The sequence below is a fragment of the Desulfurococcaceae archaeon genome, from assembly GCA_038845865.1.
Lineage (GTDB): Archaea > Thermoproteota > Thermoprotei_A > Sulfolobales > Desulfurococcaceae > UBA285.
Genome location: JAWBQJ010000002.1, coordinates 216,078 through 231,698, shown reverse-complemented (window position 1 = coordinate 231,698; position 15,621 = coordinate 216,078). Strand labels below are relative to the sequence as shown.

The window sequence follows — 15,621 nt, the reverse complement described above, 5'->3', positions numbered from 1 at the left end:
TACCAGGTTGCACTCGTATGGTCGCTGGGCTTCTTTCCATACTTCCCTTCGATTACCACTCTTGGAATATTGCACCGTTTATAAAGTACGGTAACTTGGCGCTTCAGCACCGAGGAGATAGTAAAATACTGTATTGCTATAAAAATGGGGACGAAATAGCGTGTTCCGAAGGCGAGCCCGAAGAGAACGATAAAATACATGGACCCGGAATAGCGGTGAAAACCCCGGAGAGTCCGTTAAATTACTACTACGAGACTTGCGCAAAGGGTCTTAAAATCGCACTGGTATACGATAGAGAATCGAACACCGTTGAGGAGTTCGCTTCAAAACTGGTAAGTTACCTGGATGGGCATCCAAGACACCTGAGTAAACTCGTCAATGAATATAGCAACGAGGACTTACCATCACTCATGGCGTTAACCGGTAGAGGGGAAATTCTGGTTCTAAGGTCCCCGAGCGGGGTGAGCCCCGTATATGTAGGTGGTTACGGGTTTGACCTGTTAATAGCGGCATCCGAGAGCTCGGCGATCGAGATATTGGATGGCGAACCACAAGCACTACTCAACCCGGGGGAACTACTCTACGCGTCCGAGAAGCTGACAAAGGTCTATGCTCCTGAAACTAAGCTACAAGGCTCCATGTGCATTTTCGAGCCCTTGTACTTAATGAGGCCTGACTCGGCGATCGGTAACGTATCGGTATACGAGTTTAGGAAACTACTTGGATACGAGCTCGGCAAAATGCTTAAACACGATGTAGACTTCGTAGTGGGCGTCCCCGAGACGTCTTACGTCTACGCCTTAGGAGTTTCCCAAGTACTAGGCAAGCCAATGGAGATGGGCTTCATACCGACACCTGGAAGAGCAAGGTCGATGCTTCGGAAAAGCGGCCTTGATAGGGTTATCGCTATACACTTGAAGATGAACCCGGTAAAGAACCTGCTTGAGGGTAAGCGCATAGCCCTAATAGACGACAGCATGGTGACAGGTACAACCATAAAGGTCGTATCTCAGCTCTTGAGAAACAAGGTCGGCGTAAAGGAGATACACTTAATGATAGCGAGCTCTAAGCTCCTGAAGAACTGCCCCTTCAACTACATGCCAATAAATGAACGTTTACTCATATCCCTTAACTTAAAGGATAGCGAGGTCGTAGAGTACCTGGAAGTGGACAGCGTGACCTGGCTAGACCTAGACGTACTTGAAGCTGTGTCACGGCGCTGTAACTTAAAGCTCTGCGGGTATTGCTTGGGAAAGCCTGTACTGGGTGTCCGTTAGTGAGGGTTTTGATAATAGGTTCAGGTGCACGTGAACACGCTATTGCGAAACTCGTGCTTAAGAGTACCCATCCAGTGAGAATATACTCGCTCTCGGACTACGCAAATCCAGGTTTGAAGAGAGCGTGCGAGATAACTGGAGGTGTGGTCTTCCTGGGGAAAACCACCAGCCCTTACGCCGCCCTTAAGGCGGCAGAGGAGTCTTCGCCGGACTTGATAGTCGTGGGCCCCGAAGAGCCGCAGTTCAGCGGGGTGGTCGACGCGCTGAAGGATAGGGGGTTCGCGGTGTTCGGGGCAACGAAAAACCTAGCCAGGATAGAGCAGAATAAGGTCTATGCGAGGAGCTTCATGTGGAAACACAACATCCCCGGCAGGCTCTTCTTCCAGGCATTTAAGAGCCTCGAAGAAGCGGAGGAATTCATGAAGTTTTCCGGTGACGTTGTGGTGAAGCCAGCAAGACAGGTTGGGGGTAAGGGCGTTAGGGTGCTGAAAGACACTAAGGCGTATTTAAACAAGAGCGAGGTGAAGCTGAGCGCTACTGGTAGCATAATGCGCGAAATAGAAAGGTACGAGGACATTGAGTACAAAATCCTCGTTGAGCAGAGAGTTGAAGGCGTCGAATACACAGTCCACCTGATCACGGACGGAACGGCCTACGTCGCATTACCCGCTATACAAGATCACCCTCACGCTTACGACCACGATATAGGCCCCGAGACGGGTGGAATGGGGTGCATAGCCGGGCCGGGCTGGGTGCCCCCCTTCCTGACCATGGAGGAATTCAAGAGAAGCGTCTCAATAGTAGGCGAGGTTCTCGGGAAGCTTGCAGAGGAAGTGAGCGAGGCATACACTGGCGTCTTGGCCGGGCAGATGATGCTGACCTGGGTGTGGGGCCCCACGATCATAGAATTCTACAGTAGGTTTGGAGATCCCGAAATCTCCGCCCTCCTTCCCATACTAAAATCAGACTTTTTGGAAGTACTTGAAAAAGCTGCATCGAGGAAGCTGAGTAGTGTAAAGCTGGAAATAGATGAAAGCAGAGTAGCCGTAGTGAAAGCGATCGCCCCCGTGGGTTATCCAGTTGACAGGCATAGCGCTCAAGGACACCCGGTAACAGTAAACGAGGCAGGCATTGCCGAGCAGGGGTGTGACGTAGTGTACGGTAGTGTAAGCTTGGAGAACGGCAAGCTGATAACGATGGGTTCCAGGATCGTTGAAGTGATTTGCGGTGATGAGTCCTACGAGAAGGCGTATATCAAGTCCGAAAACTCGATGCAGTTCGTGAACACGCTAGACGGCTGGCCACTTTTCCATAGAAGCGATATCGGCTCCCCCGAACTAGTTCAGAGGAGAATGCAGGTGGCCGAGAGAACGAGAAGAGTATACAAGTACAGGGAGGAACGAGGCCTTCTCGGAAAGCTGTACGTGTGGTTACCGTCGAAGGGGCTAGTCTCGAACCCGCTGATCATGCTTATGGGTGGGTACCATGAACCCTAGAACTAGTTTACCTCTAACCTCCATATACAAACCAGTAAAGTTTTTACTACTAGGTGGAGGGGAGCTTGGAAAAGAAGTCGCGATAGAGGCAGCCCGGCTCGGAGTAGAGGTTGTTGTCGTAGATAGGTATGATAACGCGCCGGCAATGCTCGTCGCGCAGAGGAAGTATGTAATAGACATGCTGAACTACAATGCGCTGAAGTCTATAGTGTACCGTGAAAACCCGGACGTAATAGTACCTGAAATCGAGGCGATAAACGCGGACGCCCTCGTAGACCTCGAAGAAGAAGGCTACTTCGTTGCGCCGAACGCGAACGCGGTGAAAATAGCAATGAATAGAGTTGAACTGAGGAAATTCGCGCACGAGGTGGTCGGGTTGCCTACCACGAGGTACGCCTTCGCGGAATCGCCTGAAGAAGCGGTAAACGGTTGTGAGAAGGTGGGCTATCCATGCATCATCAAACCCGAAATGAGTAGTAGTGGTCACGGGCACGTAAAGATAACCGAACCCAGTAAAGAGGGTGTTGTAAAGGCGTACGAATACGCGATCGCCCATGCCAGAGGTAAGGGCAGGAAGGTGGTAATTGAAGAGTACGTTAATCTCGAAACAGAATTCACTGTACTAACCTACAGGTACCTGGGTACAGGCGGGAACGTGGTAACAGATGCCTGCGATCCGGTAGAACATTGGAGGTACGGGGAATACCACTACATAGAGTCATGGCAGCCGTCTCCGAGGCCTAAGGAAGTGCTAGAGGTGGCAAGAAGCATTGCCTCGAAGATAGTCAACGCGCTTGGGGGTCTTGGCATTTTCGGCGTGGAGATCTTCCTGACAAAAGAGGGAAGGGTATTGTTCAGCGAGGTGGCCCCGAGGCCTCACGATACCGGGATGGTGACCATGGCTACCCAGGAACTGAGCGAGTTTGCAATACACGTTAGAGCATTACTCGGACTACCCGTGCCTAAGCCGCGGATACTAACGCCTGGAGCCAGCATAGCTCTCTACGTAGACGAGGACTCTAAGTGGAATTGCGTTCTCGAGGGGGTATACAAGGCCCTTGAAACACCCGGTGTTGATATCAGAATCTTCGGTAAGCCTCAAACGTACAGAGGGAGAAGGATGGCAGTAATACTGGCTAGAGGTACTACGGTGGAAGATGCATTGAATAAGGCTAGGAGTGCAAAGAAATTACTGCAACCAAAGTGCACATGGTGAAGGCCTTGGTATTATATAATGTCGGGGTAGTAGTGCGCTACAAGAGGGAGTTAAGAGATCCGGAGAGCGAGGTAATATACAAGGACCTCATCCTAAGGAAAGGATACAAATCAGTGAAGAAGCTCGAAGTGGGCAAGTTCTTCAATATGTGGATTGAAGCCGGTTCACCCGAAGAGGCGATCAACACCGTTAAGCACATGTGTAAGGAACTCAGACTATACAATCCCGTCGTGCAGGAAATCGAGGTGATGCTTCGTGGCGAGAGTAGCAGTAGTTAGTTTTCCTGGAACAAACTGCGACGAAGATGTTGTTGTCGCCGTACACGAAACGACCGGCCTTCACGCAGAAGTGGTGTGGTACACGGAGTATAAGGCTGGAATCTACGACGCCACGATCCTTCCCGGGGGGTTTAGCTATGGAGACTGGTTACGCGCCGGAGCAGTTGCAGCTAGAACAAAGACGATAGACGAGCTGAGAAAGGACGTGGAGAACGGAACTCCCGTTCTCGGTATTTGTAATGGCTTCCAAATACTCGTAGAAGCGGAGCTCTTACCCGGCGCGCTACTAGCTAATGAAAGCGGTAGGTTCATATGTAGATGGATTAAGACAAGGGTTAAAAATCCCAAAGGGCCGTGGCTAAGGCTCGTGAAAGACAACCAGGAAATACACATGCCAGTTGCGCACGGTGAGGGAAGGTACTACATACACGAAGAAGAATACGCTAAAATAATAGCCAGTGCAAGCCCGGTAATATATTACCTGGAAGGCAATAACCCTAACGGAAGCGTACACGACATAGCTGGTGTAGGAAGCGCCAACGGGCAGGTTCTAGGGCTCATGCCCCACCCCGAAAGGGCTAGTAATAGGAGCCTGGCACCACGCGGATTCACCGCCAACGGGCACCTTCTCTTCAAAAGCTTAGAGAAAAGCCTCAAAGAGGGGTGGTAAATACGCCACTGAACGAGAAGGAAGTAGAGGAGATTAAGAACATTCTCTCGAGAGAACCCACGATAGAAGAGCTAGCAATGTTCGAAGCGCAGTGGAGCGAACACTGCTCCTACAAAAGTAGCAGACCATTGCTGAAATTACTACACACTAGAGGAGATCACGTGCTCGTGGGCCCGGGTAGAGATGCGGCGGCTGTGGAAGTATACCCGGATACGGTGGTGATCTTAAAAATAGAAAGCCATAACCACCCCTCAGCTGTCGAACCCTATAGCGGCGCGGCAACGGGTATTGGAGGCGTAGTGAGGGATGTCCTAACACTAGGCGCCAAGCCCATAGCGTTGCTCGACCTACTGTACATGGGTAACCCCAAAGACCCCCATGCTAACTGGTTAATAAAAGGCATAGTGAAAGGCATAAGTGACTATGGTAATAGAATAGGGATACCAACGCTTGCCGGCGATACGTGGTTTGACGATGCATTCAATAAGCAACCACTCGTAAACGTTGGTTGCATAGGCTTAGTAAGCAGAGACGTGTTGATAGCTGTCATAAACACCTCGATCGAGGACGGCGACCTTGTAGTTGTATACGGCAATCCCACGGGCAGGGACGGCCTACTGGGAAGTAGCTTCGCTTCCAAGGCGTTGAGCGAAGATGTCTCCAAGGAAATAGGCGCGGTCCAAATAGGTGATCCGCTGACCGAGAAGCTACTAATTAACGCCACATTAGAGCTCATTAAAAACAGCGTAGTTAAGTTCGTTAAAGACCTCGGTGGGGGTGGACTCACGACAGCGCTTAGTGAGACGCTAGCAGAGTTTGATAGGGGAGCCGAAATAGAGCTCACGCGCTTACACCTCAGAACAAACCTTACGCCGCTCGAAATACTAGTGTCCGAGAGCCAGGAGAGAATGCTCGTTATCGTGTCTCCCGACAAGCTAGATGAGCTAAAACGAGTCCTAGAAAAGTACGAGTTAAGGTTTTCAGTAATAGGTGTAGTTAACAAGACCGGTAGGCTAAGGGCTTACTACAATGGTAAACTAGTAGCAGATGTACCTGTCAAAGAGCTGGCTAAGCCGCGCAGTATAAGGCGTGAATCGGAACCCCCGCCTGAAGCACTGAGAGGATTGAAGCCTGTTTACAATTTACCGCGGGTAAGCCTTGAAGACGCGATTTTAAAGGTGTTCTCCTCCCTTGCCATCGTGTCTAGGAAATGGATCTACGAGCAGTACGATCACGAAGTCGGCGTTAGAACGGTTATAAAGCCGGGTCTTGGCGATGCCGCGGTGCTCAGGGTAAACCCAGAAGACAAATACGACTTACGTGGCATAGCGGTTAAAGGTGATGCTAACCCGAGATATACGAGCTTAGATCCCTTCAACGGCGCTGCCAATGTCGTGTGTGAGTGCTTCAGGAACCTGGTAGCGGTGGGCTCTACCCCATTAGCATTCGTAGACGAGGTTAATGCTGGTAACCCGGAGAAACCGTGGCACTTCTGGTACTTCGAAATGATGATTAAAGGCCTCTCCTGGATTACCAGCGAGTTAAACACGCCGGTAGTAGGTGGCAAGGTAAGTTTTTACAATGAAGATGCGCGTGGTGTGCAGGTCAAGCCGACGCTCACTGTTATAGGGGTAGGCAGAATCGATGACGTGTCTAGGGCAAAAACATTCGACTTTAAGTCCAGCAATTCGTTAATACTCGTTGCAGGGACAACCTACCCGGAGCTCGGCGGCTCTGAATTCCTAAAATCGCTGTTCAACGTGGAGGAAGGAGAAATACCTAGACCTAGACCCCTCAGCGAGCTAAGGGCATTTAACCTTGTAAGAGAACTCGTGGAAGAGGACCTCGTGATCTCGGTACACGACGTGGGAGTGGGCGGGCTCATAACGGCATTGCTGGAAATGAATGTTACCGGGAAAATAGGAGGAATAGTGGAGGTCTCTGCTATTCCTCACAATGGCTGTGACATCGTAGAGCTATTATTTTCCGAGACGCAAGCGCGCTACATACTAGAAATAGATCAAGGCGCACTGGACGAGGTGAAGAGGATTGCCTCTAAGCACGGTGTTGAAATAGGTGTAATTGGAAGGACATTGGATACCCCGTGCGTTAAAGTGATGAACAGGTCAAAGGAGATAGCTAACCTAGATCTTGGCGGCCTGGTTGATACTTACTACAACAAGCTAGTAAGAGAAATGGAGGAGTTGTAGGATGTGCGGTATCGTCGCCGTTTATGGTCCAAGAGATTACGTCGGCACGTTTTTCACCCTTATAAAAATGCTGATAAATCTGCAACACAGAGGTCAAGAAGGCTTCGGTATTAGTGTACTGCATAAAGACGGCTCTTTCCGGGTAATCAGAACTACTATGACTCCCACCCCGTACCTCGACAGGTATAAATTCAAGCTCACAAATTCACTTAGCGGCGTGGACGCTGTTGGTGGAGTAGCGCATACAAGGTACTCCACCACCGGCGTATACGATTACCCGGTTCAACCAGTACTCGTTAAGGCCCCGAAAATGAAGTTCTCGCTAGTATTCAATGGGACTATAACAAACTACGTCGAGATACTGAACAATGTGAGGGAGGAAAGAAGAAGCGTAGAATACACACCGGTGAATAGAGGGTTGAATGATGCCGTGGCGTTGTCACTACTCATGAGCAGGTTGATGGCCGAGCATAAGTACGATGTGGTAGAGGCCATGAAGGATCTGCCGCTCCACGTAACGGGAGCGTACAACGTTATCGTTTTTACGAATGAACCAAGGTTAGTTGTAGCCAAGGATCCCCGCGGATTCCACCCACTAGTATACAGCTACAAGGATGGTGAACTCTATGTCGCATCCGAAAATATCAGCCTAGAAGTGATGGACTTAACCAAGTGGTTCGAGGTTAAACCCGGTGAGGTGCTATCTTATGATGGGCATGGTCTCGAAGCGCACTACATGAACGCAACCGTAGAAACCACTCCCTGCGTCTTCGAATACATATACTTCAGTAGGCCTGACACCACTTTTAACGATGTAAGCGTGTACGAGGTGAGGTTTAGGATGGGCAGGTTGCTTGCTGAAGTAGCTCCCGTAAACGCCGACGTGGTGGTGCCCATACCCGAGGGTGGTAGGATCATAGCCTTAGGTTACAGCAAGAAGACCGGGATCGAAGTGCACGAGGGCTTGATCATAAACAGGTACCTTGGGAGGGGCTTCATAGTGTCACCTGCACGCCGGGAAGCCGTTACTTCGTTAAAATACGGAATTGTAGGTGACGTAGTGAACGGTAAACGGGTAGTTTTGATAGATGACTCCATTGTGAGGGGAACTACATTGAAGCACCTGATCAAGAGGCTGAAAGAGCGGGGTGCACGCGAAGTTCATGTGAGAATAGCATCTCCACCTTTCAAGTGCCCGTGTTTCATGGGCATAGACGTCGCCTCGACCAGAGAACTAATATATGATACAAGTGGTGGCGAGGTGGCCAAGGAGCTGGGAGCCGACAGCGTTGTGTATAATACGCTAGACAACGTCGTTAAAGCGGTTGGGTTACCCAGTGTCTGTCATGCGTGTTTTTCATGTAACTATCCGTTCCAAGTCAAGCAAGACTGGTTCAAGGTCTTCGAGCAGAGGTGTTGTATTTGAAGTACTCCGACGCCGGCGTTAACCTCGACGTGCACAGGTTAATGCACAGAGTGGCTAGGGATACCGCTACGAGGCTCTCCGAGTTAACCGGTATTCGCATCAAGAACATGGAAGGATATGCTCCCTCAATAAACTTTGGAAACGTGGAACTAAACATCCACGTTGACGGGGTGGGTACAAAAACCCTGGTATTATTGAAAACCGGAAAGATGAGAACAGCCGGCTGGGATTGCGTTGCGATGAACGCTAATGACGTTGCTTGCGATGGATTTAAAATACTGGCGTTATCAGACTACATAGCCCTGGAGTCATCGAATCTGGCACTATTTGAAGAGGTAATGAAGGGTATTGAGGAAGCACTCGTACAGATTAAAGCCCCGCTCCTTTCAGGCGAAACGGCAATAATGCCGGGACTAGTTAAGGGCATTGACGTTGTCTGCATAACGCTTAGTTATAGGGAGAAAGAACGCGCTAACAGGGCAGAATCGGGTGACGTAGCGTTAGGTGTGAGCAGTAGTGGCTTGCACGCAAACGGATATAGTCTGGTTAGAAAAATAGTTGAAGAGAGGCTGGGTGGAGACTACACCGCAGTGGTCAACGGAATCAACCTGGGAGAAGAGCTATCAAAGCCTACTGCCCTCTACTATAACCTAGTTCACGAGCTCAGGGAGAAGGGCCTCATAACGGCTGCCGTACACATAACAGGAGGGGGATGGAGTAAGCTCAAAAGGGTACTGGGTGAGACGCTGGACTTCGAACTAGAACCGCCTGAACCCCCCTCTATATTCAAGCTCCTGATCGAGAGCGGTGATGTGCCCGTAAGTGAAGCCTACAGGGTTTTTAACATGGGTATAGGTCTCGTACTGTTTACAAAACCACACACGCTACAAACAGTTGCCGGCATCGTCGAGGGCCACGGCTTCGAACCTCACGTTCTGGGAACGGTTAAGCCCGGTTCCGGGAGAATCGCGATTAAGCCTTCATGGGCTCGGGGTGAAATCGTTGAGTTCTAGATTCCAGGCTCGTGAGGTAGCGAAGAGGTACGACTTAAGTAAAATATCAATCGCAACAATAGCAAGCCATTCCGCATTAGATGTATTTGACGGCGCAAAGGATGAGGGCTTTTACACTATAGCGGTATGTCAGAAAGGGCGCGAAAAGACGTATACAAAGTACTTCTCAACAGTCGTAGACGAGACACTAGTACTGGAAAAGTTCTCCCATGTAGTTGACAAGGATGTGACGGAGTACTTGAGGTCGAAGAACGCAATTTTTGTGCCAAATAGGAGCTTCGCTGTTTACGTTGGTTACGATAACATTGAAAACTGCTTTCCGGTACCGGTACTCGGTAATAGATGGCTTCTTCGTTACGAAGAGAGAACTGGCGAGAAGAACTATTACAGGTTACTAGATGAGGCCGGGATCAGGAGACCCAAGACCTTCAAGGATCCCGTCGAGATCGATAGACCAGTCATCGTAAAGGTACCACACGCCACTAAGAGAGTTGAAAGGGGCTTCTTCATCGCTGTCGATAAAGACGACTTCACCAGGAAGACTAGGAGGCTGGTCGGGTCAGGTGTAATAAGGGAGGAGGACCTGCAACGTGCATCGATAGAAGAGCTAGTGCTAGGAGCAGACTTCAACGTGAACTTCTTCTATTCCGTGGCGTACAAGAGGCTGGAGCTGATCAGCATAGATAGGCGGATACAGTCAGATCTAGCGGGCTACCTCAAACTACCGGCAGATGTACAGCTAGAACTAAGCAAGTACTTTGACGTAGAGATGATCGAGGTGGGACACGAACCCGTCACAATAAGGGAGAGCCTCCTAGAGAAAATACTCGAAGTAGGCGAGAAATTCGTAGAGGCCACGAAGAGACTAGAGCCTCCCGGCATCATCGGCCCGTTCACCTTGCAGTTGATGATCACGAAGAACTTAGAGGCAGTTGTATTCGATATAGCACCACGAATTGGAGGCGGAACGAACGCCTACATGGGTATTGGAAGTCAGTACAGTAAGCTATACTTCAGGAAGCCTATTAGCCTGGGTCAGAGGATATCAATTGAAATAAAGGAGTGTATCTATCGTGGATGCTTAGAAGACTTGATTACGTGAAGTGATGCTTGATGCTAGACCACACATGCGTCCTCGAGTGGAGGTACGGATCGAGCGATATGAGAAAACTCTTTTCCGCATCCAATATTGTAAACACGTACGTGAAAGTGGAAGCCTCGCTGATTAAAGCACTAACACGCGCAGGGATGGCCCCCGCAAAGTGTGTAGAGGAATTTGAAATTTGCAGTAGAGATGTCAAGCCCGAAGACGTGTATGAACGAGAAAAACTGCTAGGGCACGACATAGCATCACTAACATACATACTCGGAGAGAGATGCGGCGAGTGCGGTAGATACGTACACCTGGGTGCAACAAGCTATGATATAGTGGACACCACATGGGCCCTCCTCATTAAAAGCGCGCTAAGCATTGTTACGAAAAAACTAAAACTAGTAATAGAGCGGCTAGTAGAGCTCTCACTTAAGTACCTTAATGACGTGGCACCTGGTAGAACGCATAACCAGCATGCTGTACCAATAACCTTTGGATTTAAATTTGCCAACTATGTTTACGAGCTAACGAGGTCCTACGAGCGGTTGCTGGACGCTAGTAAGAGGGTTATAAGGTTAAAGATGTCGGGAGCCGTTGGAACGATGGCAGCGTGGGGCGACAAGGGATTACTAATAGAAAGACTAGTTGCAGAAGAACTTGGTTTAGAACCACACGTCATAACCACGCAAGTAGCCCCTAGAGATGGATTCGCTGAACTAATCTCGGTACTCGCCATTCTGGCATCTCAACTTGACCGGTTCGCGCTAGAAGTTAGAGAGCTTTCGAGGCCTGAAATAGATGAGATGTACGAATCGGCACAGAGAATAGGCAGTAGCACCATGCCTCATAAGAGGAACCCGGTCATCTCCGAGAGGATCTCAGGCCTTGCAAAAGTAATGCGAGGATTCGTACTTACGGCGCTTGAAAACATTCCATTAATGCACGAGAGAGACTTGACCAATAGCTCGAGTGAAAGGATAATAGTTCCACACGCGTTCCTAACGATCGATCAGATGCTAGAAGACATGTTGAAGCTCCTTGAGGTACTCTACGTAAATACTGAAGCTGGAAGGAAAAACCTAGACATTACTCGCGGCCTGATATACACCGAAATGCTCGTAATGAAGCTGGTTGAGAGGGGTTGGGCTAGGCACACAGCGCACTCCAGGCTGATGAGCCTGTCCAGGAAAGTGCGCGAAGGAGAGACCCTAGTAGACGCTGTACTGAAAGACCCTGAGCTTTCAAAGTACTTTACGCGCGAAGAGCTCGAAGCGCTTCTCCAACCCGAAAACTACATCGGTTGCGTCCGAGAAATAGTGGCACGGACAGCTGAATACGCTAAAAGCGTTCTCGGATCTGGTGAGCACCCATGAATAAGGATGTGTCTAGGATAATCGAGGATTATGCAAGCAGGGGAGAAGTATCTATTGCGACACTTAGCAGTCACAGCTCTTTACAGATACTTCACGGAGCCAAGAAAGAGGGGTTCAAGACCCTGTTAGTGACGCTAGCTAGTAGGGAGTGGTTTTATAGGCAATTCGATCACATAGTAGACAAGTTCATCGTAGTAAACGGCTGGAAGGAGCTATGCACCGGTAAGGTTTTAGAGGAACTCCGGAGAGAAAACGCCGTAATGGTGCCTCACGGTAGCATCATCGAATACGTTGGCCTGGAATGCGCTGAAAACATACCAGTACCCTACTTCGGCAACAGATACCTGTTTAGGGTTGAAAGTGATCAGCGACTAAAAATGCAATACCTCGTGGAGTCCGGCATTAAGACCCCGAGAATTTACAAGTACGGTGGAGAAATCGACAAGCTCGTTATAGTAAAGCTCCCAGGGGCTAAGGGTGGTAAGGGATACTTTCTCTCCCGCTCATCTACGCACATCAAGGAAAAACTAGAACAAATGGCCAAAGAGGGAGCCATAAAGAGCGTTGATGACGTTATAATACAGGAATACGTTATTGGGACTCCCGCCTATTTTCACTACTTTTACAGTCCAGTACTGAATAGAGTGGAGGTTCTCGGAGCTGACATCAGGTATGAGAGTAACGTTGATGGACTGCGAAGGGTGCCACTGAAATACCTAGCTGAAGACGTGGAGCCATCCTTTGTTGTAACGGGAAACTTACCTTTAGTTGTACGTGAAAGCCTGCTACCAACTATACTCGAATACGGCATAAAGTTCGTAGAATACACCAGGAAGCAGAGTCCGCCCGGCGCCATCGGGCCATTCTGCTTGGAGAGCGTTGTAAGGGATGACCTTGAAATAGTCGTATTTGAGTTTTCAGGGCGCATAGTAGCGGGCACGAACTTGTATGTTAGCGGTAGTCCATACTCGTACCTGTACTGGGACGAGCCTATGAGCGTAGGTCGTAGAATAGCTAGGGAATTGAAACTAGCGCTCAAGGCAGCATCATTGGAAAAGGTTTTAACGTGAAAGCGGTGTATACACTTAGCTGTATTTGGGTGAGGAACCGTGCCGAAAGTTGCAATATTGATGGGCAGTAAATCCGACTGGGATTACATGCGCGAAGCCGTAGACCTTCTAAAGGAATTTGGAGTAGAAGTGGAGGTGCGGGTCTTATCAGCTCACAGAACGCCCGAAGAAGTGTTCAAATATGCTAAGACCGTGCATGAAAGGGGAATAGAGGTAGTAATAGCCGGGGCCGGAGGTGCTGCACACCTGCCGGGTATTTTAGCGGCGCTAACCCCCCTACCGGTAATAGGTGTTCCAATACCCTCTAAACAGCTTAACGGGCTTGACTCCCTACTATCAATTGTCCAAATGCCGTCAGGAGTCCCCGTGGCCACTGTTGGTATAGGTTCAGCAAAAAACGCAGCTATATTAGCACTAAGGATCCTTGGCCTTAAATACCCGTGGATAAGTGAAAAGCTACTTAAGTACATGGAAGACATGAAAGCGCAGGTCCTATCCACTAGAATAGAATACTAGCCGGTAAGGGGAAAACCCGCCCTACTCGAGCCTCCCCCAAAGTATATTATCCTCCTCTATTATATAGAGAGAAGTCTCCGGCTGCGCAAACCCCCACCTAAACCTTTACAATTGTCACAGGTCGAGGAAAATATGAGCAGGTGTAAAGGCCTCATAGTGGTAGCACTAGGTGGTAATGCCTTCCAGACCAAAGGTGACCGGGGAACGGTCGAAGATTACTGGAAAAACGCATACATAGTAGCCGAGATAATAACGCGGCTTATCAAGGAAGACTACAAAGTAGTTGTCACACACGGCAACGGCCCACAGGTGGGTATCATAGAAGAATGGATGACTCTAGGCATGAAATACAAGAGCATTCCACCAATGAGCCTCGATATCGCCGGAGCTATGAGTCAGGGATGGCTAGGGTATTTACTGCAACAAGCATTGTACAATAAGTTAAGGGAAGGGAACGTTCTACCAGGTAAGGTTAAAGGCGTCGTGACTATCATAACGCAGACACTCGTTAAAAAAGACGACCCGGATTTCAGGGATCCATCCAAGTACATTGGACCCTGGTACGAGAAAGAGGAGGCTGAAAGGCTAACTAAAGAGTTCGGGTGGACGTTCAAGCCGGACCCGCGTGGAGGCTACAGGCGCGTAGTACCATCACCAGACCCCGTCTTACAGGTTGAGATAGAGGCGGTAAGAACTCTAGTGGAAAACGGTTTCGTAGTTATAGCGGATGGGGGTGGGGGCGTACCCGTGGTAGAGGAGGATGGAAGAATTAACGGTGTGGAAGCCGTAATAGATAAGGACCTGGGCGCTGAAAAAATGGCAACGGCGCTTAGAGCCGATATATTAATGATACTAACGGACGTGGACTCGGCATATTTAAATTACGGCACACCAAGCGCTAGGCCGCTCAAGGTCATGACTGCGAGCGAGGCTTTAAAGTATTACCGGGAAGGGCACTTCAAGCCGGGCAGTATGGGGCCAAAAATACTAGCCGGTGTAAGGTTCGTGCAAAACGGTGGCAGACTAGCAATAATAGCACATTTAAGACAGGCTCTTGACGCGTTGCAGGGAGAAGCGGGTACTAGAATTATACCGGGATAGCCACGGTGGTAGAGAGGCGTTCCCTTTTAAAGCTGGGAGGAGTCTCTTCGCTAATCACCACTACTGCTCTCTGGGGGACCTCCTTCGCCTTCATAAAGCTGTCCATGGGTGAAACTTCTCCTTATACTTACACCTTTGTAAGAACCATGACCGCCTCAGCACTGCTCTTACCACTAATATTAGTTAAGTACATTAAAGGCCGCCTGGACCCCCTAAGCATTAAACGCGGCTTTATAACAGGGTTGGTATATTCAATTGGTCTTTGCCTACAGGCTGCTGGCACTTCTTACATTGACCCTTCAATGAGCGCCTTCATAACCGGGCTGAGTACTATACATGTTCATTTCTACGTAGCCGTGGTAAACAGGAAGTACACAATACTGGACCTCGTCGCGTTAACTATAGCCATAGCCGGGCTATACTGCTTAACCCTCCCTGTAGGCGGTTTAGGCATTGGAGAGTTGCTAGTGTTCGCTAGCACTTTCATGTGGGCCCTACAGATAATACTGATAGCTAGGTATAGAAGGTCGAGCATCCTCGAATTCTTGCTCGGCACGTTCATGGCGGGGGCGATCTTCGCCCCCCCATCGCTTTACACGGGTATAACGTTGACGCGCGAAGCGGTGATCTACATAGTTTACCTGGCATTGGTCTGCTCCATTCTAGCAACTTTTTTCCAAGTACTAGGTCAGAGGTATGTGTCCGCCTCAACAGCGGCCTTAATATTCCTACTAGAACCGGTGTTCGCGACACAGTTTTCCGTGCTAATGGGGCTTGAAACCGTAGAACCGTATAAGATGGTGGGTGGTGGATTAATACTGCTATCACTGTACATAGCGACCGTCTCGGAGATAAGGCAGGAAAGAGGTCGCTAGTCGACAC

At 49.4% G+C, this 15,621-nt stretch carries 14 protein-coding genes; all 14 read left to right on the top strand.

Going from position 1 to position 15,621, the window contains the following annotated elements; translation table 11 throughout:
- The first annotated feature begins 17 nt into the window (after nucleotides 1–17).
- The 14 genes from QXU03_04200 (at nucleotide 18) to QXU03_04135 (ending at nucleotide 15,614) form a co-directional block, all read left to right on the top strand.
- A complete protein-coding gene (locus QXU03_04200; GenBank protein MEM2170944.1) occupies nucleotides 18–1,277 on the top strand; it encodes an amidophosphoribosyltransferase in 1,260 nt (419 codons plus the stop codon).
- Complete coding sequence (gene purD / locus QXU03_04195) at nucleotides 1,277–2,773, top strand: phosphoribosylamine--glycine ligase (protein ID MEM2170943.1); 1,497 nt, start codon at nucleotides 1,277–1,279, stop codon at nucleotides 2,771–2,773. The genes QXU03_04200 and purD overlap by 1 nt, the downstream gene beginning before the upstream one ends.
- Nucleotides 2,763–3,989 (top strand): formate-dependent phosphoribosylglycinamide formyltransferase, encoded by a 1,227-nt coding sequence (gene purT, locus QXU03_04190; protein MEM2170942.1) that lies wholly within the window; start codon nucleotides 2,763–2,765, stop codon nucleotides 3,987–3,989. The genes purD and purT overlap by 11 nt, the downstream gene beginning before the upstream one ends.
- On the top strand, nucleotides 3,986–4,267 hold the full coding sequence (purS, locus tag QXU03_04185; protein MEM2170941.1) for a phosphoribosylformylglycinamidine synthase subunit PurS: 282 nt from the start codon (nucleotides 3,986–3,988) through the stop codon (nucleotides 4,265–4,267). The genes purT and purS overlap by 4 nt, the downstream gene beginning before the upstream one ends.
- Nucleotides 4,245–4,937 carry a phosphoribosylformylglycinamidine synthase subunit PurQ gene (gene purQ / locus QXU03_04180; protein MEM2170940.1) on the top strand — a complete coding sequence of 231 codons (693 nt, stop codon included), beginning with the start codon at nucleotides 4,245–4,247 and terminating at the stop codon, nucleotides 4,935–4,937. The genes purS and purQ overlap by 23 nt, the downstream gene beginning before the upstream one ends.
- Nucleotides 4,931–7,147 carry a phosphoribosylformylglycinamidine synthase subunit PurL gene (gene purL, locus QXU03_04175; protein ID MEM2170939.1) on the top strand — a complete coding sequence of 739 codons (2,217 nt, stop codon included), beginning with the start codon at nucleotides 4,931–4,933 and terminating at the stop codon, nucleotides 7,145–7,147. The genes purQ and purL overlap by 7 nt, the downstream gene beginning before the upstream one ends.
- Nucleotide 7,148: 1 nt before the next feature.
- The gene (locus QXU03_04170; protein MEM2170938.1) at nucleotides 7,149–8,573 is read left to right on the top strand and encodes an amidophosphoribosyltransferase; all 1,425 of its coding nucleotides are present in this window, start codon (nucleotides 7,149–7,151) and stop codon (nucleotides 8,571–8,573) included.
- Nucleotides 8,570–9,586, top strand: coding sequence for a phosphoribosylformylglycinamidine cyclo-ligase (locus QXU03_04165; protein MEM2170937.1), 1,017 nt, complete (start codon nucleotides 8,570–8,572; stop codon nucleotides 9,584–9,586). The genes QXU03_04170 and QXU03_04165 overlap by 4 nt, the downstream gene beginning before the upstream one ends.
- Nucleotides 9,567–10,688 (top strand): formate--phosphoribosylaminoimidazolecarboxamide ligase family protein, encoded by a 1,122-nt coding sequence (locus QXU03_04160; protein ID MEM2170936.1) that lies wholly within the window; start codon nucleotides 9,567–9,569, stop codon nucleotides 10,686–10,688. The genes QXU03_04165 and QXU03_04160 overlap by 20 nt, the downstream gene beginning before the upstream one ends.
- 11 nt (nucleotides 10,689–10,699) lie before the next feature.
- Nucleotides 10,700–12,052 carry an adenylosuccinate lyase gene (purB, locus tag QXU03_04155; GenBank protein MEM2170935.1) on the top strand — a complete coding sequence of 451 codons (1,353 nt, stop codon included), beginning with the start codon at nucleotides 10,700–10,702 and terminating at the stop codon, nucleotides 12,050–12,052.
- Nucleotides 12,049–13,122, top strand: a complete 1,074-nt coding sequence (locus tag QXU03_04150; protein ID MEM2170934.1) for a formate--phosphoribosylaminoimidazolecarboxamide ligase — start codon at nucleotides 12,049–12,051, stop codon at nucleotides 13,120–13,122. Before purB ends, QXU03_04150 begins: the two co-directional genes overlap by 4 nt.
- Nucleotides 13,123–13,161: 39 nt before the next feature.
- Nucleotides 13,162–13,638 carry a 5-(carboxyamino)imidazole ribonucleotide mutase gene (purE, locus tag QXU03_04145; protein MEM2170933.1) on the top strand — a complete coding sequence of 159 codons (477 nt, stop codon included), beginning with the start codon at nucleotides 13,162–13,164 and terminating at the stop codon, nucleotides 13,636–13,638.
- Nucleotides 13,639–13,770: 132 nt separating this feature from the next.
- On the top strand, nucleotides 13,771–14,739 hold the full coding sequence (arcC, locus tag QXU03_04140; protein MEM2170932.1) for a carbamate kinase: 969 nt from the start codon (nucleotides 13,771–13,773) through the stop codon (nucleotides 14,737–14,739).
- Nucleotides 14,740–14,744: 5 nt separating this feature from the next.
- The gene (locus QXU03_04135) at nucleotides 14,745–15,614 is read left to right on the top strand and encodes an EamA family transporter (protein ID MEM2170931.1); all 870 of its coding nucleotides are present in this window, start codon (nucleotides 14,745–14,747) and stop codon (nucleotides 15,612–15,614) included.
- Nucleotides 15,615–15,621: the final 7 nt, after the last annotated feature.

What these genes read in the sequence shown, in the direction of transcription:
- purB (MEM2170935.1), top strand. Translation starts at nt 10,700, where the DNA reads ATGCTAGACCACACATGCGTCCTCGAGTGGAGGTACGGATCGAGCGAT.
- QXU03_04200 (MEM2170944.1), top strand. Translation starts at nt 18, where the DNA reads ATGGTCGCTGGGCTTCTTTCCATACTTCCCTTCGATTACCACTCTTGG.
- purT (MEM2170942.1), top strand. Translation starts at nt 2,763, where the DNA reads ATGAACCCTAGAACTAGTTTACCTCTAACCTCCATATACAAACCAGTA.
- QXU03_04150 (MEM2170934.1), top strand. Translation starts at nt 12,049, where the DNA reads ATGAATAAGGATGTGTCTAGGATAATCGAGGATTATGCAAGCAGGGGA.
- QXU03_04170 (MEM2170938.1), top strand. Translation starts at nt 7,149, where the DNA reads ATGTGCGGTATCGTCGCCGTTTATGGTCCAAGAGATTACGTCGGCACG.
- arcC (MEM2170932.1), top strand. Translation starts at nt 13,771, where the DNA reads ATGAGCAGGTGTAAAGGCCTCATAGTGGTAGCACTAGGTGGTAATGCC.